This is a genomic window from Corynebacterium sp. LK14 (assembly GCF_008042215.1).
GTDB lineage: Bacteria > Actinomycetota > Actinomycetes > Mycobacteriales > Mycobacteriaceae > Corynebacterium > Corynebacterium striatum.
In genome coordinates this window covers 180,996-203,607 of sequence record NZ_NOVQ01000009.1, presented here as the reverse complement: position 1 = coordinate 203,607, position 22,612 = coordinate 180,996, and the positions used below count along the sequence as shown (strand labels likewise).

The window sequence follows — 22,612 nt, the reverse complement described above, 5'->3', positions numbered from 1 at the left end:
CTCCTAGAATGGCGGGGCGCCAGGGGCACTGGCAGCCCCACCGCCCATACCGGCATTCGGTGGCGTGTCCGAGGTTGCAACCTCCGCGAGCGAGACAAAGACACTCTCCGCACGGAACTCCGTCTTGTACCGATTCTCGCCCTGCTGGTTCTGCCACGAACGCTGCAGCAGGCGGCCATGCACAACAACGTGCGAGCCCTTACGCAGCACCTCGGTTGCCCAGACGGTCCACGGGATAACGTCGCCGTTGTCGAACTTCTTATCCCACAGCACCACGTCCACGACAGAACGCGCGGAGGTCACCCACGTTGCCTGCTGCTGGTCGTAGTACTTCGAGGATTGAATCAGCGTGAAATTCACAACCGGTGTGCCAGACGGCGTATAGCGCAGCTCCGGATCCGCTGCGAGATGCCCAGAGCGGTACTCGTAATCAATCATTGTTCACCGCCGGCGATTTCGTTCCAGCGGTCGCGGGCCATCTGTAGAGCCTCATCCGGAACGGACGGGTCTTGCTTCAACTCCGCTACGAAAGCGTTGACCTGTTCGGTCGTGGTAAAGCCTGCCAGCGTGGACTTCAAATCTGCGAGTAGTTGATCATCCTCCGGCGAAGTAGCAGGCTGGGATTCAATTTCAGCGGGCCGATCCTCCGTAGCCTCTTCACGAGCCGTAGAGCGGCCGAGTGCGGCTTGGAGCCCATCGGCTCCACGGCCTGGACGATCCGTGCGGGTGGCTCTCGCCTTCACAGTTGCCGGCCGATCTTCAAGCTGCAGCTCCTCAACCGACATCGGGACACCCTCGAGTACGTCGGCAGCCATGCGGCGACATACCGCCATCGCAGCCTTAGCGTAAAGCATTTCCTGCGGCTGCGACTTGTACTTCGGGTTGGACGTGAACCCGGCGGTCTTCGCGCGCTCAATATCCCAGGTGGAGTCAAAGACCTTATCCGAGCCTCGGCGACACCCGTAGACCGTTACCGAATTCGTGGTCTCCTCGCCTACCCATACCTCATGCCCGCGGGACTGGACCAGGGCGACAGCGGTGCGAGCATAGATGGAGGGCTGGCCATGAACCGTGAACACGTTCTGCAAGGATTTCGCGATGCCGAATCCTAGCGACGCGCCGAATACGGCGGCGGCCATCGCCTTAGCGATTGCGACGTCCTCGCCCTGGGCAGGGCCATTCTTTTTCGGCTGGTGCGTAGGCAGGTAAATATCTGGCACCATACCTCCCTTAATCAAGGTGGGTACCACGCGGGCAGCCTTTTCGATGACTTCTAGCTCGCGGTCAATCGCATCAAGCGACGCGTTGGCGAAGTCGGTCTTTGCGGTTTGAATTTCGGCCTTAGTCGGCTCGTAGGTAGCAATTTCAGACATGCTTAGTCCTTTCTGTGGTTAGTTGGCGTCAAGCCAAAAAGGTTCAAAAGTAGGCTCGCCACCAATCAGGTGAGCAAAGCCGGGGAGAATATCGAAGGGGTCATAATCACGGGAATCGTTCTCCGAGGCTGGGAAATCCTCGCTATATTCCAGCGGCTCGCTCCGCATGACGAGACAGTCCCAGTTCGCGACCCAGGCGCCATCGTCAGCCATGAGTGCGGCCGGGGATGGGACCTTTTCTAGGTTCCGGATGTAGTAAGCTCCGCGCTGCCCGTATCCGAGATCTTCTTCGGCGTAGATAACCGCGAAGGTCACGTGTGGAAGCAGGCGTGAAAGCTCATCAATGACAGGCTCCGGGTGCTGCCAGGCGGTATCAAACGCGATCTCGCACAGCTCGTCTTTAACGACGGTGTGCGTCGCGTTCCATTTAGTTCCCCAGTGCGCGCGCGACCATTCAAACCATTTACGAGGGTTCTCCCGCTCCATCATCGAGATACTGAGGGTATCCATCCATGGGGGCATTGGGATGAGGCGATTGAAATCAACCTCCCCCTCATCATCGAGCAGTATTTCCTTGACTTCGGCGAAATGTGATGGGTTGACACGGATCCGGTTAGTAATCCAATTCGGCATTGTTGCTCCTTAGACCGCTAGGTCGGCTTTCTTGTTGAACTGGACATAGGGCGTCTTTCCGCTGCGCGAGCGCCGGTCAGCAACCTTTGTTGTGCCCACGCGGGCATACTTCGCATTGCCCATGAGATCCGCTAGTTCGGTCTTTGCCAGCTGCGCGGCGCGGACAGCTTCATCGGCGCCCACGATGGCATCGAGCCAAGCCACCGCCTGCGCGTGGTCGAGCTGAACCTCCGCCTCCGGGTCAATATCCGGGTGCAGGCCGCGCACCGTCTCATAGGTAGACAGCGAGTCATCAAGATCGGGGGCTTCACCAGTCTTGGTGGACACATAGATTTCTGCCAGCTGGTCAACTAGCGCGGCAAAAAGATCTTCGCGCCATTCAATCTCGTGAATCTCCGGCTCCGAGAATGGGCCAAGCACCACAATCGACGCCTGATGAATACCGCTCACGCCCATCTGATAGAGCACCTGGGTGAAATAGTCGGCCGGCACCGCGTTTTCCTCGCCCGGGCGGCCCCAATCATCCAGCGTCATCGCGGTCTTACACTCCACGATGTGGAACCGGGCGGGGCTGCTCATTCCCTTCTTGCGGTTTAGCGCGCGCCGGTCGATGGTAGCGAGGTTCGGGAATGGAAGATCGTCGTTGGTGTAGGCGATTTCCTTGGTTCCGCGGCGCGCAACGTTTAACTGCCAGCCGGGGTGCTTATGCAGCCACCAGTCAGCCAGGGATGCCTCGGCAATGTGTCCCCAAGCGGCGCGATCTGGGTCCATCATGTCAACGTCAATCAGACCGGCGAGCTGGTGCCACGCGGCATACTGCGAGGTGAAACGCGAGACGCCGAGCAACGCCGGAGCTTTCGACGCCGTAACAATTTTCGCCCACTCCGCGGTTCCAGGCGCGGGTGGGTTAGCGAGAATACGTGATGTCATAGTGGAGTTTCTTTCGATTGCGGTTGAGGTAGGTCTCGACGGTCGAATAAGTCAGGCCGTAGACCTTGGCGAGGTGGAAGATGGAGGCAGCGACCGGGTCGCCACAGCTGCGCAAAAAGTTGAATTCCTCAACCAAAATGGATTTGCTTTCAAGACGAATCGGCGTCATGCATGTCATGCGCGGCGGCCTTTCGGCTGGTTGAGCTTTTCTAAAAGCTCGTCAAAGTGGCCCGCCTGCACGGTAGGCTTCGGCGTCTTTTCAGCTCTCGGTTCTTCGCTTGGGGCTATCAAGTTCGCCATGAGGCGGTGTTGTCGCCCGAGGTAGTCCCACAGGGCATCAAGGTCGCGTGATACGCGGCGGATGAGCAGAAAGTTCAGCAGGCAGACAAGGGTAAGCGCCGCCCACACCAGCGTGTCTAGAATTTGCGCGGCATCCATCGCCCCTCCTTCCCCATCGCAGCGAGAACATCCATACCGTCGGTGGTGATTTCGCGAACGCGAAGCTCATGGTTCACAGTCGTCAGAGTCACGAGCCCCAGACACTCGAGTTCATGCAGGCGGGACTTATTGCGGATCCGCTTACCCCGCGCGATAGCCAGCAAGTCCTCACGCGTAGTCGTCGAAAGCTGGGAAGTCATAGCACGCCTCCCTCAATCAAGATTCCAAGAAATACGGCGGTACCAAATACCGCTCCGAGCGCGTAGTCCTTGAAGTGGGTCATGCGGACACCGCCGGGTCTAGAAGAGCGTCGATAACCTTCTTAGGGAATACAGTGCGATTACCGACCCTGACGGGATGCAGATGGTCTACCTTGTCGGCACTCACGTGGTCATACAGTGTCGACCGGGCGATCCCCAGCAGGGCGGCGACTTCTTGGGCTGAATAGGCCTGCGTTTTGCTAGGATTCATAGCGTCCTCTTTCAGTGAATATTTGGGTGGACATGACTAAGACCCCGGGTTCTGGTATCACCCGGGGTCTCGTCGATTACAAGGGAAAGTGGCAGCGCACCAGCGCGGGGCAATGCAATACCGCGCCATAGGGGCTTGCTTAACGTGTCTAGGCACACGCGGTTAACCACTTTCCACGTTCTCCGCCCGGGGATCGAACCCGGAACCCGTGGATTAAAAGTCCACTGCTCTACCAATTGAGCTAACGGAGAAAATAAGGGGGGCATGCAGCAACGCCTCTTTGCTGACAGGAGCGCAAAGTCATGAACGCGCTTTAGGGGAGAAAGCAGAAACCCCGTTAACATGACCCCAAGTACCCCGGCCAGGAATCGAACCCGACATAAACCGCACCAGCGGCGAGGCATCTATAACACCAACATCAACGAGCGGTTGGTGAGCTAGTAGGAAAATCGCTCCACTATTCAGTTTTCAGTCAACACGGCCCACGGTTTCCTCATCTATCCCCAAGTGAGGAAGATCCGAGGCCTGGTGCCCGTCACAGGACTTGAACCTGTGGGTCTGCCAGTCGGGCTACAATTCAGAAATGAATTGGGATATCTCTGACGCTTCGGGCGTTCTATCTGCAGTTTTCGGACTATGCGCGTATTTGGTGGGTCGGCAATCGTTCAGACACCAGCAGCAATATGAAGGCGCATATCAGACGACAATCACCTTTCAAACAGTTGGCGTGGTCTCCCACTACCCATCCGAGGACGAGCTCAAAGAAACGGTGAGTATCGCCGTGCACTACCGGGGCTTTGAACCGCTGCGAGACGTTAGACTCTGCCTACTTTTCAACGAGGGCTATTACTGGCTCTTAGACAAGGACTTAACCCTCGAGTCTGGAGAAGAATTCGGCCCGAAATATCTCGAAATACCGCGTAGCGACCTGGAGGGATTACGCCTTCATGTCTCATGGCCGACTCCACATCCGTCAACTCATAGAAAGGGGCTTCGCTATCAAGCACTTCGCGTGAGCCTGGATCATGAACTTGAAGAGTGGCGATGGCACTGGTTTGAATCGACGCGTCGGAGGCTGAAGCTTCCTTTTGGCTGGTGGAAGAAAGTGAAGCGCCCTCCAACTTCCGAGCAGTCTTTCCCCGGATGGCCCCACGGACGCCCCGCAGTAGTGAAATCATGGGATTAAACCTTTCAGTCATTTAGGCAGCAACTTTGCTGGAAAATTCCGAGTAGACAGCTTTGGAAATCTGCTCGTACAAAGGCGTTTCCATCCCCAGCACCGCTCCCGTGTACTTGCACACGATCCGCACGTTTGCCATGACGCACTCGCCATCGTCATAAAGGTGCAAATCCGCCAGCCAAGTCTTGCCATTCGCCACAACCTCATAGGAATGCACGCTGGCGAAACCTTCGAGAGCTTCCGAGCCAATAAACCTGGCACGCATCTAAACCACCTCCAGCGCTGTATTGTTGGAACCGTCCAAGGCAACATGCAGCTCATGTAATCCCTTCGGAGTGACGCGCACTGTGGGTGCGGGCTGCTCCATCTCGCCGGTTTTCTCATTCAGGAACGGGCGCGAGAGTTTATGCGCCAAGCGGCCCGTGTTGATGGCCTTGTCCTGGTACGCCTCCCAATGAGCACGGCGACCGGTAGTGCGAAAGATCCACCCCAATTCACGCATGAACTTGAACAGCTGGTCACGCCCAATACGAATGTTCGGGTCACGCGACAATGTCTTCGCTGCGGCACTTACCGAGTAGTCTCCGCCCTGCGCTGCCATCGTGTTCCACGACTTCGCCGGCGCTTCCAGCTCGCGCACTTTGTTGTTCGCAGCTTCGAGCGTTGCTTGGGCTTCAACCAGTGCCTTAGCCATGAGCTCCGGGCCCGACAGCTCGACGGGTTGCTTTGCGCGACGCTCACACTCAATGAAGTACTGGCGGGCTTGCTTACCCTTGGCGGTGCGCTGGATCATGGAGATTTCCTTCGCCATATCGAGCGTCACGATGTGATTGGTGGCTTCACGCTCACGGCCGAGAGAATCTTGTATCCGGTCATTTTTGACCGCGTAGTCCTTCCCTTCTTCAAAGCCATAACCGACCATGCGAGGGAACCAATGGCGGTATTCGGTCGATACTTCAAGGAAGTTGTGTAGGTCTCGGCCGAGGACGGCTTGTGCGCCGTCGTTATCGATGAGGGGGATTAGCTCATTCATTGTGGTAATCTCCTTGTTGTAAATTTCTTGGATTGCCCCGCTTCGGCGGGGCTTTTTCTATGCGGCGGCGTAGTCGAAGACGGGGTCGAAGTAGCCGGAGAGGTAGTTGCTATCCCCTTGTAGGGCTGCGACCTTGAGTGCCAGGCGCGCTGTGACCATTGCTCCGGCGCGGAGTCGCGGCAGGTCCTCGGACTTCACGCCGATAGCGGCCGCGAGCTGTTCGTCCGTGTCGAGGTGTCGGGTGCGCATGATGTGGTCGAGCGCGCCAGCTCGGAAGCGGTAACGGGGCGGTTCCATGAGTGCCTCCTTTCTAGGGGCAGTAATCTCCTTTAATGGGCGCAACCAGCGCCGGAAAGGAGGTGAATAAAATGGCTACTTATCTGCGACTTTTTCCAAAGCCGTACACTCACGTCCCGGACGGGTACGTGGACTACAAGGTGTTCCACGTAGACCCACAGCTAGAAGCTGACGAAGTCATCGAAAAAATCGAGACAGCCGATTGGGAAGAACAAATCGTGCTAAACGTCGTACTGCCTGACCTGGTATTCCCCGTCCCGATGGGGTTCCGGAAGTGTGATTGGTCTGCCTGGATGGTGCATGAGCTTGAGGACTTGGAAGAGGAAGTCCAAGAGCCTGCTCCCGGGAATGACGTGCCGCCGAACAGTGAGCATTAGCAACGACGGCGGATGACAGAGCACTATTTCGATTCAGTGCAGGTTCCCCTGGCGTTGCCGCGCCGGGGGTTTCCTTATTGGTTGCCATGTCGTTTCACCTCTTGCTTGTAGTTACGGGGCTGTAAGTCTGTTCCGGTTTAGGGTGTTCCCTGCGCCGGTGATTCAAGTATGTATCCATCGATACGTTTATGCAACTACCCCCAATACTGCCCACCCCTGAAATTACCCCTGGCACCCGTGTTTACTTGCAATTATTGCCAGTGATACAAACTTGTATTACCGTTATCATCATGGACATTAACGAATGGATTAAGGGCCTAATCGGCGAGGACTCTTACCGCGCTGCCGCAGTCAAGGCCGATACGACGGGACCGACAATCACCCGTCAGCTACAAAAGGGTCACTTGTCCCCCGAGATGGTCATTGCCCTCTGCCGCGCCTATGACCGCTCCCCCGTGCAGGGCCTTGTCGAGACTGGCTACATCAACGAGTACGAAGTCCAGGGCGTAGACCTCGCCATCGCGCTCCACGACGCCACGAACGAACAGCTCCTCAACGAAATCCTGCGCCGCTCCGACTCCGAAGCCCGCTACCTCTTCGGAGCAGACGGCGACCCCGAGGTCGTAGATATCGACGACACTGGCGATGCACAGATCTACGAGATGCCCTCGAACAGGTCAGAAACTCATGTCGACACCGAACGCTATGCTGCCAACCGACGCAAACCCGAGCCGGAAGAAGGAGACGATGATTACGGATCAGGAGCTTAAAATCGCCCGCCAGGCAGAGTCGCTCGGAGTTGACATAGCCCCAGACACTCAAGGGCTTCTTCTGCCTGGCGACCTCGGTGGCTGGTTCCCCCACGCTCGCCGAATCCTCTTTGCGCCCGGGCTCGGATACCGCAACCGAATCCACACCATGGCACACGAACTCGGCCACGCCATCCACGGACACCCAGCAGGCCACGATCCACGGCATGAACGTCAAGCAGATGACTTCGCCGCCAACCTGCTCATCGACCCCCACGCTTACATCGAAGCCGAAGCCATATACGAAGGCAACGAACGAGCAATCGCCCACGAATTAGGTATCACCCTTGGGCTACTCCAACACTGGAAAACCCAATACGAAAGGAAAGCGGCATGAGCACCACGTACCAACTACCCACTATCAACAGCACCTGGTGCAACGTCCCAATCAACGGCGAGTACTACCACCGCGACGAAATACGCAAAGCCGCGTACGCCTCGAACAGTGAAAGCGCGAACGAATACTTCTTTAAAGTCGCCCTCGTCTGCGAACCTGACAACCCATACTCGAAGTCGGGGAAGGCCATTTCAGTCCGCAACGGCAACGACATTTTGGGCTACATTCCATCCGACGTAGCCAAAACTTACTACCCAGAAATTGCCCGCATCTGCGCAAGCGGAACCATTGCGGAAACAAATGCCCGGCTCTGGATTTCAGGTGACCTCTTTAGCCCTGACCCGCGAATGGATCTATCGATCGCCCTCCTCGCCCCGGGGCTAAACGTTCCGCTAAACAACCCGCCGCTAGACGGATGGGGCCTAATCCCCTACGGAAAGCCGATTCAAGTCACAAAAGAATCGGACCACTTCGATGTCTTGCAAGACTACGTACCGGAATCAGGCAAAGGTCCACTTTTTGTCACATTGCACAAGGCTAATCTGGGTGCAAAGAATGTCCGTGTAGGCGTGGAGGTTCGGCTCGACGGGGAACGAATCGGTGAGCTCACGAAAGTCTCCGGTGAGAAAATGCTCCCCGCCATCGAGCATCTCGATGCACAGGGACTCGATGCCGTTTGCTACGCAACCATTCAAGGATCTGCTATTGCGGCAGAGGTTACCTTGCACCTTCTGCGGGCAAATGAAATGGACGACGAAAGCCTGAACCCAGAAGTAGCTCCACTTCCTCAACTCGTACCATTCGAACCTGACCCAGACGACTACAACGTTCCGGATGCATACATCTCGCAGCGGGACGATGCAGCAATCAAGCCATCCCCCGAAGAGAAGAGGTTCGAACAACAAACGGCTGCTTATGTAGAGCCGGTAGCATTCTCTACACCTACGGCGAGTCACCCTTGGGAGATGCTACTAAACCCTGACGATTCTGAACGTGCCACGCCCTTCCAACGCGGATACGTACGCGGGAAAATCGGCCAACACTTCCCAGGTAACAAGGCGCCACGAATCGACTATGCGACTGTTGACCAGTGCGCAAATATCTTGCGGTACTTCGACAAATCCCCGGCCCCATTGACGCAGCAGGGCCGCGGCTCTAAGGCTCTGTGGTGGACGCTCATGGTGGTTGTTTTCTTCCTGGTGGCATTACTTTCAAATATTCCACTTATCGGGCCGGTGATTGCGTTTATTTGGTTAGCAGTCATTCTCCACCATTTTGTGACACGTCGGGGCTTGAAGGGTCCGTTCGGCAAGCAAACGTAAAACACAAAAAATGGCCAACCCATTCACCCCGGTGACGTGGAAATCGATGGGGTGAAGGGTGGCAGCAATTGACCACGCCCTTACTAGGGACATGACCACGAAAGAAGTGTATCAGCTATGGCTGTTCAGAAGCGTCTCAATAAGGCGGGCAAGAAGATCTACATCGCCCGGTGGCGCGACCCTGCGGGTAAAGAACGCTCTAAGAGTTTTTCACGTGAGCGGGCTGCGAAAGCGTATTTGCAGGATGTGGAGCGTGCAGTCAGGCGCGGTGAGTACATCGAGGATACTGGTGTGACCGTCGAGGAGCTCGTGCGTGAGCGCGTGGAGCAGGCCACGAATAAGTCCACAAGGAATGGGCGGCGGATGCTGCTGGCCAACCTAGGCGATTTAGGGGACATGCCAGTACTGTCGGTGAAGCCATCACACGTTCGGGAGTGGATGCGGCTGTTGGAGGTGGGGAGGCCGTGGGCTGATGATAGGCCACTGGCCACGTCGACTATCAACATGCTGGCGGCGATTCTTCACGGCGTGTTTTCGCAGGCGGTTCTGGATGATGTGGTGGGGCGTCACCCAATGCGCGGGGTGAAGATTCCGCGGACGGAGGTCGGGGCTGAGCGTGCCGATATTCCTACCGTGGAGGATGTTAGGGCCCTTATTGAGTCGGCGCGGGGAACTGCCGTGGGTAAGGGGAGTAATCCGACGTTGGCGGCGATGATTCAAGTTGCGGCTGAAACTGGGCTGCGTGCCGGGGAGCTATGTGGGCTTCGGGTGCGGAATGTGAATTTTCTGCGTGGAGAGATTCATGTGGTGGAGCAAATTAGTCAGCGCAGTGGTGATTTTGCTCCGTTGAAGACTGAGTCCTCGCGGCGTGTGGTGCCGATTGGGCTGGGGACAGTGCAGGTTATTGAGGAGCAGTTGCGCAGGGTGCCGCGGGCGCCGGAGGAAACGGTGTTTTGTACTAGGGAGGGTAGGCCGCTTTCTTCTTCGAGTTTGTCGGCTCGGTTTCGGACGGTGGCGCGGCGGGCTGGTGTGGATACGACGTTTCATGCTTTGCGGCATTTTTATGCGTCGTCGTTGATTGCTTCGGGGGCGTCGGTGGTGATGGTGCAGCGGGCCTTGGGGCACGCGTCGGCGTCGATGACTCTGAATGTGTACTCTCACTTGTTTCCCGGTGCTGGTGAGGGGTTGCGTGGGATGGTGCCACAGGTGCGGGATTTGTGCGGGATTTCGGGTGATGAAGAGGGCGCTGGGGACGGTGTTCGTGCTGGTAGTGGGGGCGTTTAGCGGGTTGTGGGTGTACTACGACTGCTAAACGCCCTCTGTTTAGAGCTACCACCCGCGCTTTTTGGGCGCGGGTTCTGGCATTTTAGCAGGCTTTCGACTCCGATTCTTTGCGAGCTTACAATCAGCGGCGCCGGTCCCCTCATCTCAGTAGAAAATGAATTCAGCGCGTTAAGGTGAAGGTTATGCCTTTAACCTTTGTTTCCTTGGCCCAAGCAAACATGCCTGCGATCAGGGAGATTCTCGTGCCTTTGCCGCGCGATGGCATCTTTCTTCTAACCTCAACGCTGCTACTGGAGACCTCCTTCCCCGGCGCGCGTGACTTCTATGCCACAGCTTGGCGCTACGCCTATTCCGACTGCGAACTCTTCTTTGCGCTCGCTTCCCGCGGTGAACTGCTCATCACCGTCGACGACGCCGTCCTAGTCTGCGTTGACTCTTCGCATCCGTGGACCTCCTACGAGGAGGTCTTCGACTCCATCGCCTCCGGCCGCATCTTCGTGGCCGAGGACGCAGACGCGCTTCGCGACGTCGTCAAGCACCACTAAGCTCCGCATCGGCTACCAACCTGCGTCCACACCACGGCATCCCCAACGCACCCCTGCATTCGAAGCATCTTTCCGCCCCAAACACCCCATCGAGGCAGCACAAGATGGTCAAAGTGCACATCAACCGCTGACGCTGAGCGCACTTTCGACTGTTTTTAGCTCAGCGCAGCAGCAACCAACCCGTTAAACAGCGGGTGCGGTTTCGTTGGGCGCGACTTGTACTCCGGGTGCGCCTGGGTAGCCACCATGAATGGGTGCTCAGGGTACTCAACAAACTCCACCAGCTTTCCATCGGGCGAAGTGCCGGAGAATACGAGGCCCGAGCCCTCAGCAATCTGCTCGCGGTAGGCGTTGTTGACCTCGTAGCGGTGGCGGTGACGCTCAGAGACCTCAGTGGCTCCATAGGCCGCACCCACAACGGAGCCTTCCTGCAAAGTCGCCGAGTATGCGCCCAAGCGCATGGTGCCACCCAAATCGGCTTCGCCGGCTACTGCCGCCTGCTGCTCCTCCATCGTCGCAATGACCGGCGATGGCGTATTCGGGTCGAACTCCGTCGAGGACGCATCCGAAATACCCGCCCGTCGCGCCGCCTCAAGCACCGTGCACTGCAGCCCCAAACACAAGCCCAGGAACGGAACCTTCTTCTCACGGGCATAAGACACCGCCGCAATCTTGCCCTCAATCCCGCGCACGCCAAATCCGCCCGGCACCACAATCGCATCGAGCTCGCCCAGCTGGCCGGCTGCGTCGGTCTCGCAGTCATCTGAGGTAATCCACTTGATGTTTGCCTTCGCATGGTGGGCAAATGCGGCGTGGCGGATAGCCTCCGCCACCGACAGATACGCATCCTGCAGGTCAATGTACTTGCCTACGATGCCCACGGTGACCTCGCGCTGCGGGTTGTGCACGCGATCGAGCAGATCGCCCCACTGGGTCCAATCCACATCGCGGAAAGGCAGGCCTAGCTTGCGGATGACGAAGGTGTCCAGGTGCTCCTTGTAGAGCACCTCTGGGATGTCATAGATAGACGGCGAGTCCGGGCAGGACACTACGCCTTCCTCGTCTACGTCGGTCATCAGCGCGATCTTGTTCTTCAGGCCATCTGGCACCACGCGGTCGCAACGCAGCACCACCGCATCCGGCACAATGCCGATGGAGCGCAGCTCAGCCACCGAGTGCTGGGTCGGCTTAGTCTTCAGCTCCCCCGACGTGCCCAGGTACGGCACAAGCGAGCAGTGAATGAAGAAGATGTTCTCGCGTCCTACCGCGTGGCGCACCTGGCGGGCGGCTTCGAGGAAGGGCTGAGATTCGATGTCGCCGACCGTGCCACCGATTTCAGAGATAACCACGTCCGGCACGTTGCCCTCAGCATCCGGCTCGGCCATGGCTAACACGCGGTCCTTGATTTCATCCGTGATATGCGGGATGACCTGCACGGTCTTGCCCAAGTATTCACCGCGGCGCTCCTTGGCAATCACCGAGGAGTACACCTTGCCCGTGGTCACGTTGGCGTTCTTGGTCAGGTTGCGGTCGAGGAAACGCTCGTAGTGGCCGAGGTCAAGGTCGGTCTCAGCGCCGTCCTCCGTAACGAAGACCTCGCCATGCTCAAACGGATTCATCGTGCCTGGGTCTACGTTGAGGTATGGGTCGAGCTTCTGCATGGTCACGGAGAGCCCGCGGGCGATGAGCAGTTGGCCCAGTGACGCCGCCGTCAGGCCCTTACCCAGGGAGGACACGACGCCTCCGGTGACAAAAATGAACTTGGTCTGCTGACTGGAGCGCGATGGCATGATATGCGCCTTTCGGGAGTTTTGACTGCGAATGCGGCAGGCAATGCGCAGCGTTATGACCCCACGATCAAAAAAATCCGCGGGCGCCTCACGCGGCGACCTACGGATCTTCAGACTATCACCGAATCAGCCCAGAAAACAATCAGATGACAGATATGCAGCTAGGAGGGCATTTTTCACTGCGGCAAGAAACGCTAATTTCGCTTCACAAATCCCATACGCGGGCGGAAGCCCTGCGGGTGCTTCATTTGGGCAACTGCATCACCGATGATCATGCGATTGCGCGCGCTTAGCGACGCCGGCATCTGCGCCACCGAGAACCACTGCGCTGCCAAGTTTTCCTCGTCAGAGACAACCGGCTCCGCCCCATCCGGAACACTCAAACGCAGGGCGGTGGACATGAACATGCACTCGTCGCCATTGCCGTAAACAACCGGCCCAACCTGACCTACTCCGAGCAGCGCCTCAGCCTTCGCATCGAGGCCAATTTCCTCTTTGACCTCGCGAATCGCTGTGGTGGTGATTTCCTCTCCCGGCTCGCAGATGCCTTCCACCGGCGCCCACTTCTCATTGTCCGCACGCTGCACGAGAAGCACCGACGGCACTTCCCACAGCGCAGCGTTCATGGGCACGTCACGAATGATGACCGCCGTGCAAGCCGGCAGGAAGAGTTGGTCGTGGCCAATTTTTTCACGCAATGTGAGGATGTAGTCAGGAGTCGCCATAGCATCTACTCTATCCCGCCTCATTCTTTGTGGTTTATCCACAAGGTCTACTGAGCCTGGGCCACTTCGCTGCCAAGTACCTGCGGGATGAGTTCAAAGATGTCCGCGGCCGGGGTAAAGGACAGTTCCATGTCTGGCTGGTCGGAACAACCATGGTTTTCCTGGATTTGCTTGGTCGTGCCAGAGACCACTCCGATAACAGCATTGCCCCCTGGCAGCGATGCGTAGATGGGCCCTCCCGAATCCCCTTGCGTACCGCAGATTCGGGCACGCGCGGCGGTGGTCTCCAGGCGAGTATCCCCTGCGTTAAGCCCACTCTTTTCCGGCCCATGGGTCAGCTCCCCGCAAGTCTCACCAGTGATGCGCCCTAGCTTGCACAACTGCTGCGGCAATTCCTCAGTAATGGCAAGATTCGCCTCCATATACTTCGGCGTGTAGTAGCCTACGTCGCCATGCAGCTCGATGAACGCCACGTCTAGGCCGTGCCCATCCTCAGCAAAAAGATCGGAGTAGACCACCTCGCCGACAGGTTCGGCTGGATAAGTAAACGTGCGATGAGCGTTGCCAGCCCATACTCGGGCCCCGACCTTGCCACAGTGTGACGCCGTCACCGCGAAGGTACGGCCATCTTCCAGAGTGAAAGACCACGCGGCGGTACACATCTGGAAATCAAAGTACTCACCTGGTTGTGGCTCTTGGGAGGAGATATCAAGAGCCGTACCAGGCGGCATCGGCGATACCGCCGGTTTGATCGTTCCAGGGTTAGAAGCACTGAGTTGATCCGGGGTAGTACTTGCGAGAGGGTTATCCGTTGCTGCATCTTCCGTCGGAGATGAAGTGGTGAGGGCATTCGCGGCGTCGCCAAGCGCGTGCTGCAGAGTCTCCACAGGAATGAGCGAACAGCCGCCGAGGCCAATTGCGAGCGCCACGGCGGCTAGTGGTGTGAAAAAGCGCGGTCTAAACCGCTGCATCACCATCGGTGTTCTTTCCCGGGGTCTCGCCCGTCTTGTTTTCCTTTTCCATCTCGGCCATCTGCTTCATGTCGCGGATGAACTTCTCTGGGTCAAACTCGGTGAAGTATTCCGGGCCGGAGAATTGCTCTTGTGCCATGTCTTCTTCCTACTTGACGTCGGTGTTCGCGATGGAGGTGCGAATGAAGTCCTGCACCGCTGCCGGGTCGTTGGGCAGATCCGTGACGTGGCGGTCTGCGTCCATGATGCCAGCGAAACGCTCCGGAGTGGAAGGCTCGGTGCCGATCGCCTCGACAATGGTCTCGGAGAACTTGACCGGAAGGGCCGTCTCCAAGCAGATGATCGGGGTGGTGATGTTGGCCTCTTGCTGAGCGTCACGCGCGACCTTGATGCCGTCCGCGGTGTGCGGATCCACCAGATAGTTGTACGTGTCGTTGACGTCCTTAATGGCGGCCAGGCGGTCGGCGTGGGTGGAGCTGCCGGAGACGAAGCCGTACTGCTCACGGGCCTTTTCCAGTTCCTCTTTACTCAGCACGAAGCCGCCCTCTTTGAGCTTGGGACCAAAGAGCTCCGCAGTGCGCTCCGCGTCGCGGCCCACGAGGTCGAAGATGAAACGCTCGAAGTTCGATGCGCGGGAGATATCCATCGATGGCGAGGAGGTCTTGTAGGTCTCAGCCGAGGGGCGCGGGCGGTAGTTGCCGGTGCGGAAAAATTCGTCGAGAACGTCGTTCTCGTTGGTGGCCACGATGAGTTTGTCGATGGGAAGCCCCATCGAACGTGCGATGTGGCCCGCGCAGATGTCGCCGAAGTTGCCGGTAGGAACGCTGAAGGAGACCTTCTGCTCGTTGTCTGTGGTGATCTTTAGGTAGCAGTTGATGTAGTAGACAACCTGCGCCATAAGACGTGCCCAGTTGATGGAGTTGACCGCACCGATGCGGTACTCCTTCTTGAAGGCGGCGTCGTTTGAGGTGGCCTTGACCACGTCCTGGCAGTCGTCGAAGACGCCGTCGAGGGCGATGTTGAAGATGTTCGGGTCATCCAAGCCGAACATCTGGGCCTGCTGGAACGGGGTCATGCGCCCGGCTGGGGTGAGCATGAAGACGCGAATGCCCTTGCGGCCGCGCATGGCGTACTCGGCGGAGGAGCCGGTATCGCCGGAGGTGGCACCCAGGATGTTCAGGGTCTCATCACGGCGCGCGAGTTCGTACTCGAAGAGCTCGCCGAGCAGCTGCATGGCCATGTCCTTGAAGGCCGCGGTGGGGCCTTCGGAGAGGTGGCCCACGAAGAGGCCGTCACCCAGCTCAGTCACGGGGACAATTTCCTCGCTGCTGAACTTCGGATAGGTGTACGCGCGCTTGGCGATGCCCTCGAGATCATCAGTGGGGATATCATCCACGAAGAGCTTGAGCACCTCCGCAGCCAAGGCCGCATACCCCTGTTCGGCAAGCAGCTGGCGCCACTCGTTAAGCACGGCACCGGAAAGCTGCGGATAGGATTCCGGCAGGTAAAGACCCCCATCAGGGGCAAGGCCTCCGAGGAGGATATCCGTAAAAGAGGCGGGCTGGCGGGCTGCATCACGCGTAGAAATGAACTTCACCCCCTGCATCTTAGTAGGGCGGGCGTAAAGTATCAGCCATGTCTGCGCCAAATCCACGCGAAGTTGTGACCACCAAGGCCTTATCCATTTGGGTTGCCGCGATGCTTGTCTACATCGTGGCGATTACCGGACGTACCTCTTTTGGTGTGGCGGGGCTGGAAGCGATGGAGCGTTTCGACGTCGATGCCTCTCGCATTGCGGTCTTCACCTCGGTGCAGTTGGGCATCTATGCGTTTGCACAGATTCCTACGGGTGTGCTCATTGATAAGTATGGCCCTCGCAAACTGCTCGTTATTGGCGCTGTCATCATGGGCGTGGGACAGGTAGCACTGGGCTTAACCACAAATTATTGGATGGCTATTGCCGCTCGGCTTTTGATTGGTGCGGGCGACGCCACAGCTTTCTTATCCGTGATGCGCATCCTGCCATATTGGTTCCCTTTGCACCGCACGCCAATGTTTACCCAGGTGACCTCGTCGTTGGGTCAGCTCGGCCAGTTCGTCTCCGCTATTCCTTTCGCTGCGCTTTTGGGGTGGACTGGATGGACCACGGCCTTTGTAGCTTTGGGTGCGGCGGGCATCCTCATCGCATTAGCTGCGGCGGTTGCCGTAGCAGACACGCCTGAATCTCTAGGCATCATCGAAACTCCCGCCGAGCAGCCCAATTCGCAGGCGCATTCCTTGGCCGCCAGCCTGGCCATGGTGCTGCGTTCCCCCGTTGCATGGCAAGGATTTTTCATCCACTTCTGTGGCCTTTTGGGTGCGACTGTATTTGTCATGTTGTGGGGAATGCCGTTCATGACGGAGGGACTAGGAATCTCCAAGGTGCAGGCCGGAACGGTGCTGACCTTTTATACGATCTGCATGATTACGTTAGGGCCAATTCACGGCAAGATTTCCTCGCGCGCACAGGGTTTCCGCGACTGGATGGCACTGTTTTTCACGACACTCAACATAATGTCGTGGACGGCTTTCTTCCTCTGGGGCAACAGCTTCTTAAGCCTTTTCATCCTCATGGTGGCTATTTCCTTGTGCTCTCCGTGCTCGAACTATGGCTTCGACATTGTGCGCGAGAACATGGAACGCAGCGTGGTGGCCACGGCAACAGGCTTGGCCAACATGGGTGGATTCATCTCTTCGATGGTGGCAGCGCAAGTTTTTGGCATGGTGCTCGATAGCCGTGGCCACGCGCCACACTACGAACTGGGCGACTTCCACGCGGCCGCTGTAACTTCCCTCATCATTTGGCTTGCGGGCATGCTCGGCGTAGTTGTCACGCACTTCCTGCGCAAGCGCGGCGGCGGCTACCGCCCAAAGGTGACCGTGGTCAGCGTTTCCTAGTTGATGAGGAAGTTAATGGTCTCCTCGGGGGCGTCGAGAAGCTCCCGCGTGGCAACCACGGGCTCGGCTTGGTCGAAGGGAATTTTTTCGAAGCCGGACTCCCCTAGCTCGACGATGTCGGCGCCTGGCGCGGCCAGCAGAATCGGTGAGTGCGTTGCGATGATGAACTGCGCACCACGCTGCGCTGCTTGGTGAATCTCGGCGATGAGTGCCATCTGTCGAATTACTGACAGTCCGGCTTCGGGTTCATCGAGGATATAAAGTCCACGTCCATCGACGTATTCGCCGAGAACGTCGAAGACGGACTCGCCATGAGAGCGGCTGAGAAGATCGACGTCGATGGGCAGGTGGCTGCGGCCGCCACGCTCCTTTGGTTGATTCGCGGCCTTGAGCACAGATTCGTGGGTCTCGGCGCGCAAGAAATAACCGCGGTGGAGGTTGCCGTTAAGGGAGCACTTCAACACACGTGCCAGACCGCGCAGTGGCGCGCGCTCGCGGTCTGGGTCGTCGTACCGTCCGCCCAAGGGCGAGAAACGCAGTGCCACAGCGATCGCTTCTAAAAGCGTGGACTTACCCGCGCCATTCTCCCCCACCAAGCAGGTCACCGGCGCTGTGAACTCGAAGTAGGGCAGGTCGATGAGGTATTGCACGCTGGGCAGGTCCAGCAGATAGTCTTCGAAGGGAGGCTCGGAAATGCTAATCGATTGCAGCAGCATAGCCCTACTATATTTGTCGACGTTATGCGCGGCGCGTTGATACCGAGCAGCTAATGCGACTTATCTTCTACGCCTCGCAACGCCGCGCCCAGGTTTTCGCCCGGATGGTGCGCACTTGGGTCTTTGCTCGTGGGGATTTCCACGCTGGATTCAAGCGGCATCGCATTGACAGCATAAGAAATACCGAATCCGCCGCTAATGGGGATGGCAATCGCTAGGCCAATGCCACCGATTGTGCCGAGTTTTTCGCGCCAAGTCATGTTCCTCCTCCACACGAAGTGCGTTATGCATTCGTTACCTTTATGACCTTTATGACATTGAGGTTAAGGTCCTGGGCTGGAGAAAACTTCGAGCCGCCCTGCACGGCGACTGTGTATTGATGGGAAGTCTTACAGGTAGAGGTTGCCAGGTGGAGGTCTAGAGCCCAACGATCAGCGGAACCATTGAGCCGGTGAGCTTTCCGCAACGATGGTGTCCACGGCGGGGTTGATGAGGCCTGCGTCAAAAGCGGCAAGCACTGCCTCAGCCTCAGTGCGATTGAGGGTGCCCTGCTCTTGGGCCTTTTTGAGAATCTGCACCATCGTCAAACGCGCTTCAGTACGATTCGAAGCAGACTCGAATATTTCCCGGGGCATCGACTCGATAGGAATTCCCAGCGCTTCCGCAAGGGAATACATCCGGTCCTCATCATCTACGTTGGTGGGAGAATAAGGATTCTCGATCTGCAGCACACCACCGGCGATTGCCTCTTCTACCGTCTGGGCATTCGCTGGCGGGTGATGGCGCGTAGTGGCGAACCACCCAACCGCTAAGGCAATGACTGACATAGTGATGACGAGCGCCCAGACTGTGACAATCTTGTTTTTCTGCACGGTGATGAGCCTACTTCCCTCTTAAATACTCGGACCAAAGGTACCAAAAGAGCTGCCTCCGCGTGGCGGGTCGAGACGCTCAGAGAGAATATCGATGATGGAACGGATAGCGTTATCGCCCAATGGCCGCTCAACACTATGCCGCGGATGCGCGGTGGCCTGTGGGGTTTCCACTTGCGGCTTTTCGGCGCGCGGGGAGGACACATCTACCCGCAGGTGGGTGCCGTCAAGGACCAGGTCGGCGTCGTCAGTAGCGCTCGCAGCACGCGCGGCGGCGAGGAATGCCTCAAGGTCAGCGAGGGTGGCGGTGGTGATGTCAAGGGACAGGTTCAAGGACATGGTGAGCTCCTTCTGGTGCGCTGGACAGTGTTTTCGCTTTCCAAGCCTAGGCACTACACGGCGCTACCGACAGGGCCCAGCGCACAATTCGGGGATAAATCAGGGTGAACCCTTAGCGCTCGTCGTGCTCGAAGGTTTCCGCTTCGCCCCAGAAGACCTCGTCGACTACCTTGCGGGCGTGGCGCGTTGTCTTGAGATAGACGTCCAAGAACTCCTGGTTTTCCTCCGGCGCCCATCCGGCAGCGCCCGCCACCTGGGCCAGCTGCGGGCCTGGAGTGGGTAGCTGATCCACGCGTTTGCCACGCACCAGCACAAGGGCGTTGCGGGCATCGGTGGCCATGAGCCATGCTTCGCGCAGTATCTGTGCCTGGTGCGCAGGGACAAGCTCATGCTTTTCGACGGCGTCCAGAACCCGCAGCGTCGAGGGATCATGCAGGTCCTCGAATTCGTGGGCATGCATCATCGTGAGCAACTGCACGGTCCACTCGATATCTGTAAGTCCACCGCGCCCCAGCTTGGTGTGGGTATTGCGGTCCGCGCCACGTGGCAGGCGTTCGTTGTCCACGCGTGCTTTCATGCGGCGAATCTCGCGGATGGTTTTCTCGCTCACGCCGTCGGTTGGGTAGCGGAACTTGTCCACCATGGCGAGGAATTCGTCGCCGACACTGCGGTCACCGGCCACGAACGCAGCGCGCAGCAGCGCCTGCATCTCCCAGGCCTCGCCCCATTCGCGGTAGTAACGCTCATAAGAGGCGATGGTGCGCACGACGGCGCCGGAGCGCCCCTCTGGGCGCAGCCCCAGGTCGACATCGAGTGGCGGATCGCCGGAGGGCTTCGACAGGCGCCTGCGCAGCTTGTCGATGATCCCGATCGCCCACTTCACAGCCTCAGTTTCATCGTTTCCGGTGGCCGGCTCCGCAACGACTATCACGTCCGCGTCAGATCCGAATCCGAGTTCCATGCCGCCTAGGCGGCCCATGCCGATGACGGCGATGCGCGCGGGCGGCTTCTTCTCTCCTACCTCGTTGAGCCATACGCGAACCTCAGCGCGCAGGGCGGCTTCCAGAACGGCATTCCAAATCGTGGACAACTCATGACAAACCTGCTGCACGGGCATAAAGCCCAGAAGGTCAGCTGCAGCGATGCGGGCTAGTTCCACGCGGCGCAGGGAACGCGCAACGCGCACGGCCTTGTCGGGGTCGGCGTGGCGCTTGGTGGAATTGACCAGGGACTTCGAGACTTGCTCCGGCTTGGTCTCCAGGAGCTTCGGGCCGGAGGCGCCGTCGGAGAGCTGCTTGACGACGTCGGGAGCGCTGATGATGAGATCCGAAGCAAACGGGGAGGTGCCCAGGATAATCATGAGCCTTTGGCCCACGATTCCCTCGTCACGCAGCATGCGCAGGAACCACTGGCGGTCATACGCAGCTTCAGAAAGCTTGCGGTAGTTGAGCAGTCCCATATCCGGGTCAGCAGTCGAGGACAACCAGCCCATGAGCGTAGGCAGCAAGATGGCCTGGATCTTGGCCTTGCGGGAGGTGCCCGCAGCCAGGGAGGTCAGGTGCTCAAAAGCGCGGTCTGGGTAGGCGTAGCCAAGGGCGCCCAGCTGCAGCTTTGCTGCCTCTGGGGAAAGCTTGAGCTCGTCTGCAGACATGGCCACCACGGAGTTGAGCAGTGGGCGGTAGAACAAGCGCGAGTGTAGGTCTTGGATGCGCAAACGCGTTTCCTTCAGGTACTTGTTCATGCGCTCGGCAGCGGACTTATTGCCCTGCGGGTTGAAGCCGGCAATGATGGCCAGCCACTTGAGGGCGGCCGTGTCATCCGGCTCTGGCAGCACGTGGGTGCGGCGGAAACGCTCGAGTTGGAGGCGGTGCTCAAGCAAGCGCAGGAACTCGTAGGCGTCAATCAGCTGGTTGCCGTCTTCGCGTCCCACGTATCCGGCAGCGACCAATGCGGTAAGGGCATCAACGGTGGACAAAACGCGCAGCGTTTCGTCAGAGCGGCCGTGTACCAGCTGGAGCAGCTGGACAGCGAACTCGACGTCGCGCAGGCCGCCCTCGCCCAGCTTAAGCTCGCGCTGGCGCAGCTCCTTGGGCACGTTCTCCAGTACTCGGCGACGCATGGCTTGGACGTCTTCGACGAAGGAGTCGCGCTGCGATGCGGTCCAGACCATCGGGCCAATCTGGGCAAGGTACTCCTGCGCCAAAGGCAGGTAGCCGGTCTGCGGGCGAGCCTTGAGAAGGGCCTGGAACTCCCAGGTCTCGGCCCACCGCTTGTAGTAGGCAACGTGGGATTCGAGGGTACGAACGAGCGCACCAGACTTGCCTTCGGGGCGCAGGTTCGCATCGACTTCGAAGAAGCATGCGGAGCCTACGCGATTGAATTCGGAGGCGACCCTGGTGATTTTCGGGGTGACGACGTCGCTGACAAAGATGACATCGACGTCCGAGATATAGTTCAGTTCGCCCGCTCCGCACTTGCCCATCGCCATGACGGCCAGCTTGGCGTCGAGGGGGTCTTCGCCAAACACGGTGCGGACGGCGACGGCGAGCGCTGCGGTCAGGGCGGCGTCGGCAAGCGCAGTCAGCAATTGCGTAACTTCCTGAAACTTCACACGTGGCTGCGGATGCGCCTGGCCTTTGCGCGAGTAGAACGTACCGGCCACATCGTGTGCGGCGATGCGCATCATGAGCGTGCGATACGTGGATTTGAGGGCGGCTTTGTGGTCCCCTTCCGCGGCCCGGTAGGTGCCCACCGTGCTGAGGTCGGAAGAAGCAGTATCCGGTGTGGATTCCGATTCCGAGCCAGTGGACTCTGCGGAGTCTTCTGACTGCGCGAACTCAGCCGGAGTAGCGCTGACGCAGCCCAGCATTTCCTGCAGCATCTCAGGTGGTGTGGGCAAGGGCTTTGCGAGCTCAGACCACAGGTGAGGATTGGCCGCCAAGTGGTCGCCAAATGCGGTGGAGGCGCCCAGCAACGCCAGAGTGCGCACGCGCAATGCTTCGTCTGCGCGCAGCTCGGTATCAAGCTCAGGCGCTGCCTCGTAGATCCGGATCAGCGTATTGAGCGCAAGGTCGGGGTCTCCGGAGGCAGCCAAGGTCCACAGCAGATCAAGGGACTCTGGATTGTTCCATCCCAATTGCTCAAGATCTGCCAACGCGGTGGAACGCGTCAGGCCAAGGGTGGCTGGTGATGGAACGGCAATGGGGCGCATGAACTTCCTTGAAGGTTTCCCG

At 58.5% G+C, this 22,612-nt stretch carries 29 protein-coding genes and 1 tRNA gene; 8 read left to right on the top strand and 22 right to left on the bottom strand.

Annotated features, from left to right (window positions below; genetic code table 11):
- Window positions 1-3: 3 nt before the first annotated feature.
- The 9 genes from CHU71_RS04305 to CHU71_RS04265 all read right to left on the bottom strand — a co-directional run bounded on the left by CHU71_RS04305 (window position 4) and on the right by CHU71_RS04265 (window position 4,096).
- Window positions 4-438 (bottom strand): single-stranded DNA-binding protein, encoded by a 435-nt coding sequence (locus CHU71_RS04305; RefSeq protein ID WP_147760283.1) that lies wholly within the window; start codon window positions 436-438, stop codon window positions 4-6.
- Window positions 435-1,373 (bottom strand): hypothetical protein, encoded by a 939-nt coding sequence (locus tag CHU71_RS04300; RefSeq protein ID WP_147760282.1) that lies wholly within the window; start codon window positions 1,371-1,373, stop codon window positions 435-437. Before CHU71_RS04300 ends, CHU71_RS04305 begins: the two co-directional genes overlap by 4 nt.
- Window positions 1,374-1,391: 18 nt before the next feature.
- Complete coding sequence (locus tag CHU71_RS04295) at window positions 1,392-2,006, bottom strand: hypothetical protein (RefSeq protein WP_147760281.1); 615 nt, start codon at window positions 2,004-2,006, stop codon at window positions 1,392-1,394.
- Between the two features lie 9 nt (window positions 2,007-2,015).
- Window positions 2,016-2,936, bottom strand: a complete 921-nt coding sequence (locus CHU71_RS04290; RefSeq protein ID WP_147760280.1) for a YqaJ viral recombinase family protein — start codon at window positions 2,934-2,936, stop codon at window positions 2,016-2,018.
- Window positions 2,914-3,114: a hypothetical protein gene (locus tag CHU71_RS04285; protein WP_070823164.1), complete on the bottom strand. Its 201-nt coding sequence runs from the start codon at window positions 3,112-3,114 to the stop codon at window positions 2,914-2,916. Before CHU71_RS04285 ends, CHU71_RS04290 begins: the two co-directional genes overlap by 23 nt.
- Complete coding sequence (locus CHU71_RS04280) at window positions 3,111-3,374, bottom strand: hypothetical protein (RefSeq protein ID WP_147760279.1); 264 nt, start codon at window positions 3,372-3,374, stop codon at window positions 3,111-3,113. The genes CHU71_RS04285 and CHU71_RS04280 overlap by 4 nt, the downstream gene beginning before the upstream one ends.
- A complete protein-coding gene (locus tag CHU71_RS04275; protein ID WP_049152409.1) occupies window positions 3,353-3,574 on the bottom strand; it encodes a hypothetical protein in 222 nt (73 codons plus the stop codon). The genes CHU71_RS04280 and CHU71_RS04275 overlap by 22 nt, the downstream gene beginning before the upstream one ends.
- A gap of 79 nt (window positions 3,575-3,653) precedes the next feature.
- Window positions 3,654-3,845: an AlpA family transcriptional regulator gene (locus CHU71_RS04270; protein WP_147760278.1), complete on the bottom strand. Its 192-nt coding sequence runs from the start codon at window positions 3,843-3,845 to the stop codon at window positions 3,654-3,656.
- A 178-nt stretch (window positions 3,846-4,023) separates the two neighbouring features.
- A tRNA-Lys gene (locus tag CHU71_RS04265) sits at window positions 4,024-4,096 on the bottom strand.
- Between the two features lie 332 nt (window positions 4,097-4,428).
- Here CHU71_RS04265 and CHU71_RS04260 point away from each other — a divergent pair.
- Window positions 4,429-5,031: a hypothetical protein gene (locus tag CHU71_RS04260; protein WP_147760277.1), complete on the top strand. Its 603-nt coding sequence runs from the start codon at window positions 4,429-4,431 to the stop codon at window positions 5,029-5,031.
- A gap of 13 nt (window positions 5,032-5,044) precedes the next feature.
- On the opposite strand, the gene CHU71_RS04255 is transcribed toward CHU71_RS04260, so the two are convergent.
- The 3 genes from CHU71_RS04255 to CHU71_RS04245 are packed head-to-tail and all read right to left on the bottom strand — an operon-like array spanning window position 5,045 to window position 6,355.
- A complete protein-coding gene (locus tag CHU71_RS04255) occupies window positions 5,045-5,290 on the bottom strand; it encodes a hypothetical protein (protein WP_147760276.1) in 246 nt (81 codons plus the stop codon).
- Window positions 5,291-6,058 (bottom strand): antA/AntB antirepressor family protein, encoded by a 768-nt coding sequence (locus CHU71_RS04250; protein ID WP_255456390.1) that lies wholly within the window; start codon window positions 6,056-6,058, stop codon window positions 5,291-5,293.
- Between the two features lie 57 nt (window positions 6,059-6,115).
- Window positions 6,116-6,355, bottom strand: a complete 240-nt coding sequence (locus tag CHU71_RS04245; RefSeq protein WP_049159693.1) for a hypothetical protein — start codon at window positions 6,353-6,355, stop codon at window positions 6,116-6,118.
- Between the two features lie 71 nt (window positions 6,356-6,426).
- On the opposite strand from CHU71_RS04245, the gene CHU71_RS04240 reads away from it, so the two are divergent.
- The 6 genes from CHU71_RS04240 (at window position 6,427) to CHU71_RS04220 (ending at window position 11,029) form a co-directional block, all read left to right on the top strand.
- Window positions 6,427-6,732: a hypothetical protein gene (locus tag CHU71_RS04240; RefSeq protein ID WP_147760275.1), complete on the top strand. Its 306-nt coding sequence runs from the start codon at window positions 6,427-6,429 to the stop codon at window positions 6,730-6,732.
- A gap of 290 nt (window positions 6,733-7,022) precedes the next feature.
- Window positions 7,023-7,502, top strand: a complete 480-nt coding sequence (locus tag CHU71_RS12780; protein ID WP_187272017.1) for a hypothetical protein — start codon at window positions 7,023-7,025, stop codon at window positions 7,500-7,502.
- Window positions 7,480-7,878, top strand: a complete 399-nt coding sequence (locus CHU71_RS04235) for an ImmA/IrrE family metallo-endopeptidase (RefSeq protein WP_179294292.1) — start codon at window positions 7,480-7,482, stop codon at window positions 7,876-7,878. The genes CHU71_RS12780 and CHU71_RS04235 overlap by 23 nt, the downstream gene beginning before the upstream one ends.
- The gene (locus CHU71_RS04230; protein WP_147760274.1) at window positions 7,875-9,200 is read left to right on the top strand and encodes a hypothetical protein; all 1,326 of its coding nucleotides are present in this window, start codon (window positions 7,875-7,877) and stop codon (window positions 9,198-9,200) included. Before CHU71_RS04235 ends, CHU71_RS04230 begins: the two co-directional genes overlap by 4 nt.
- A 117-nt stretch (window positions 9,201-9,317) precedes the next feature.
- Window positions 9,318-10,484 carry a site-specific integrase gene (locus CHU71_RS04225; RefSeq protein WP_147760273.1) on the top strand — a complete coding sequence of 389 codons (1,167 nt, stop codon included), beginning with the start codon at window positions 9,318-9,320 and terminating at the stop codon, window positions 10,482-10,484.
- A gap of 182 nt (window positions 10,485-10,666) precedes the next feature.
- Window positions 10,667-11,029 (top strand): hypothetical protein, encoded by a 363-nt coding sequence (locus CHU71_RS04220; protein ID WP_147760272.1) that lies wholly within the window; start codon window positions 10,667-10,669, stop codon window positions 11,027-11,029.
- A 155-nt stretch (window positions 11,030-11,184) separates the two neighbouring features.
- Here CHU71_RS04220 and CHU71_RS04215 read toward each other — a convergent pair whose 3' ends face one another.
- The 5 genes from CHU71_RS04215 to thrC form a co-directional block, all read right to left on the bottom strand.
- Entirely contained in the window at window positions 11,185-12,819 is a 1,635-nt protein-coding gene (locus tag CHU71_RS04215; RefSeq protein ID WP_147760271.1) for a CTP synthase, read from the bottom strand.
- A 194-nt stretch (window positions 12,820-13,013) separates the two neighbouring features.
- Complete coding sequence (locus CHU71_RS04210; RefSeq protein ID WP_147760270.1) at window positions 13,014-13,544, bottom strand: NUDIX domain-containing protein; 531 nt, start codon at window positions 13,542-13,544, stop codon at window positions 13,014-13,016.
- Window positions 13,545-13,591: 47 nt separating this feature from the next.
- Window positions 13,592-14,473 (bottom strand): trypsin-like serine protease, encoded by an 882-nt coding sequence (locus CHU71_RS04205; RefSeq protein ID WP_236593706.1) that lies wholly within the window; start codon window positions 14,471-14,473, stop codon window positions 13,592-13,594.
- A 28-nt stretch (window positions 14,474-14,501) separates the two neighbouring features.
- Window positions 14,502-14,654, bottom strand: a complete 153-nt coding sequence (locus CHU71_RS12775; RefSeq protein WP_162836237.1) for a hypothetical protein — start codon at window positions 14,652-14,654, stop codon at window positions 14,502-14,504.
- A gap of 9 nt (window positions 14,655-14,663) precedes the next feature.
- On the bottom strand, window positions 14,664-16,112 hold the full coding sequence (thrC, locus tag CHU71_RS04200; RefSeq protein WP_147760268.1) for a threonine synthase: 1,449 nt from the start codon (window positions 16,110-16,112) through the stop codon (window positions 14,664-14,666).
- Window positions 16,113-16,150: 38 nt separating this feature from the next.
- Between thrC and CHU71_RS04195 the strand changes: the two genes are divergently transcribed.
- Complete coding sequence (locus CHU71_RS04195; RefSeq protein WP_147760267.1) at window positions 16,151-17,452, top strand: nitrate/nitrite transporter; 1,302 nt, start codon at window positions 16,151-16,153, stop codon at window positions 17,450-17,452.
- On the opposite strand, the gene CHU71_RS04190 is transcribed toward CHU71_RS04195, so the two are convergent.
- The 5 genes from CHU71_RS04190 to CHU71_RS04170 form a co-directional block, all read right to left on the bottom strand.
- Entirely contained in the window at window positions 17,449-18,168 is a 720-nt protein-coding gene (locus CHU71_RS04190) for an AAA family ATPase (protein ID WP_005528594.1), read from the bottom strand. The two genes, CHU71_RS04195 and CHU71_RS04190, sit on opposite strands and share 4 nt — an antisense overlap.
- 50 nt (window positions 18,169-18,218) lie before the next feature.
- The gene (locus CHU71_RS04185) at window positions 18,219-18,428 is read right to left on the bottom strand and encodes a hypothetical protein (protein WP_005528592.1); all 210 of its coding nucleotides are present in this window, start codon (window positions 18,426-18,428) and stop codon (window positions 18,219-18,221) included.
- Window positions 18,429-18,599: 171 nt separating this feature from the next.
- Window positions 18,600-19,040: a hypothetical protein gene (locus tag CHU71_RS04180; protein WP_147760266.1), complete on the bottom strand. Its 441-nt coding sequence runs from the start codon at window positions 19,038-19,040 to the stop codon at window positions 18,600-18,602.
- Window positions 19,041-19,061: 21 nt separating this feature from the next.
- Window positions 19,062-19,379 carry a hypothetical protein gene (locus CHU71_RS04175; protein ID WP_147760265.1) on the bottom strand — a complete coding sequence of 106 codons (318 nt, stop codon included), beginning with the start codon at window positions 19,377-19,379 and terminating at the stop codon, window positions 19,062-19,064.
- Between the two features lie 112 nt (window positions 19,380-19,491).
- Window positions 19,492-22,590: a bifunctional [glutamine synthetase] adenylyltransferase/[glutamine synthetase]-adenylyl-L-tyrosine phosphorylase gene (locus CHU71_RS04170; RefSeq protein WP_147760264.1), complete on the bottom strand. Its 3,099-nt coding sequence runs from the start codon at window positions 22,588-22,590 to the stop codon at window positions 19,492-19,494.
- Between the last annotated feature and the right edge of the window lie 22 nt (window positions 22,591-22,612).

Excerpts from the sequence above, each read along its gene's own strand:
- CHU71_RS04305 (WP_147760283.1), bottom strand. The coding sequence starts at position 438 with ATGATTGATTACGAGTACCGCTCTGGGCATCTCGCAGCGGATCCGGAG.
- CHU71_RS04300 (WP_147760282.1), bottom strand. The coding sequence starts at position 1,373 with ATGTCTGAAATTGCTACCTACGAGCCGACTAAGGCCGAAATTCAAACC.
- CHU71_RS04295 (WP_147760281.1), bottom strand. The coding sequence starts at position 2,006 with ATGCCGAATTGGATTACTAACCGGATCCGTGTCAACCCATCACATTTC.
- CHU71_RS04290 (WP_147760280.1), bottom strand. The coding sequence starts at position 2,936 with ATGACATCACGTATTCTCGCTAACCCACCCGCGCCTGGAACCGCGGAG.
- CHU71_RS04285 (WP_070823164.1), bottom strand. The coding sequence starts at position 3,114 with ATGACATGCATGACGCCGATTCGTCTTGAAAGCAAATCCATTTTGGTT.
- CHU71_RS04280 (WP_147760279.1), bottom strand. The coding sequence starts at position 3,374 with ATGGATGCCGCGCAAATTCTAGACACGCTGGTGTGGGCGGCGCTTACC.
- CHU71_RS04275 (WP_049152409.1), bottom strand. The coding sequence starts at position 3,574 with ATGACTTCCCAGCTTTCGACGACTACGCGTGAGGACTTGCTGGCTATC.
- CHU71_RS04270 (WP_147760278.1), bottom strand. The coding sequence starts at position 3,845 with ATGAATCCTAGCAAAACGCAGGCCTATTCAGCCCAAGAAGTCGCCGCC.
- CHU71_RS04260 (WP_147760277.1), top strand. The coding sequence starts at position 4,429 with ATGAATTGGGATATCTCTGACGCTTCGGGCGTTCTATCTGCAGTTTTC.
- CHU71_RS04255 (WP_147760276.1), bottom strand. The coding sequence starts at position 5,290 with ATGCGTGCCAGGTTTATTGGCTCGGAAGCTCTCGAAGGTTTCGCCAGC.
- CHU71_RS04250 (WP_255456390.1), bottom strand. The coding sequence starts at position 6,058 with ATGAATGAGCTAATCCCCCTCATCGATAACGACGGCGCACAAGCCGTC.
- CHU71_RS04245 (WP_049159693.1), bottom strand. The coding sequence starts at position 6,355 with ATGGAACCGCCCCGTTACCGCTTCCGAGCTGGCGCGCTCGACCACATC.
- CHU71_RS04240 (WP_147760275.1), top strand. The coding sequence starts at position 6,427 with ATGGCTACTTATCTGCGACTTTTTCCAAAGCCGTACACTCACGTCCCG.
- CHU71_RS12780 (WP_187272017.1), top strand. The coding sequence starts at position 7,023 with ATGGACATTAACGAATGGATTAAGGGCCTAATCGGCGAGGACTCTTAC.
- CHU71_RS04235 (WP_179294292.1), top strand. The coding sequence starts at position 7,480 with ATGATTACGGATCAGGAGCTTAAAATCGCCCGCCAGGCAGAGTCGCTC.
- CHU71_RS04230 (WP_147760274.1), top strand. The coding sequence starts at position 7,875 with ATGAGCACCACGTACCAACTACCCACTATCAACAGCACCTGGTGCAAC.
- CHU71_RS04225 (WP_147760273.1), top strand. The coding sequence starts at position 9,318 with ATGGCTGTTCAGAAGCGTCTCAATAAGGCGGGCAAGAAGATCTACATC.
- CHU71_RS04220 (WP_147760272.1), top strand. The coding sequence starts at position 10,667 with ATGCCTTTAACCTTTGTTTCCTTGGCCCAAGCAAACATGCCTGCGATC.
- CHU71_RS04215 (WP_147760271.1), bottom strand. The coding sequence starts at position 12,819 with ATGCCATCGCGCTCCAGTCAGCAGACCAAGTTCATTTTTGTCACCGGA.
- CHU71_RS04210 (WP_147760270.1), bottom strand. The coding sequence starts at position 13,544 with ATGGCGACTCCTGACTACATCCTCACATTGCGTGAAAAAATTGGCCAC.
- CHU71_RS12775 (WP_162836237.1), bottom strand. The coding sequence starts at position 14,654 with ATGGCACAAGAGCAATTCTCCGGCCCGGAATACTTCACCGAGTTTGAC.
- CHU71_RS04195 (WP_147760267.1), top strand. The coding sequence starts at position 16,151 with ATGTCTGCGCCAAATCCACGCGAAGTTGTGACCACCAAGGCCTTATCC.
- CHU71_RS04190 (WP_005528594.1), bottom strand. The coding sequence starts at position 18,168 with ATGCTGCTGCAATCGATTAGCATTTCCGAGCCTCCCTTCGAAGACTAT.
- CHU71_RS04185 (WP_005528592.1), bottom strand. The coding sequence starts at position 18,428 with ATGACTTGGCGCGAAAAACTCGGCACAATCGGTGGCATTGGCCTAGCG.
- CHU71_RS04175 (WP_147760265.1), bottom strand. The coding sequence starts at position 19,379 with ATGTCCTTGAACCTGTCCCTTGACATCACCACCGCCACCCTCGCTGAC.
- CHU71_RS04170 (WP_147760264.1), bottom strand. The coding sequence starts at position 22,590 with ATGCGCCCCATTGCCGTTCCATCACCAGCCACCCTTGGCCTGACGCGT.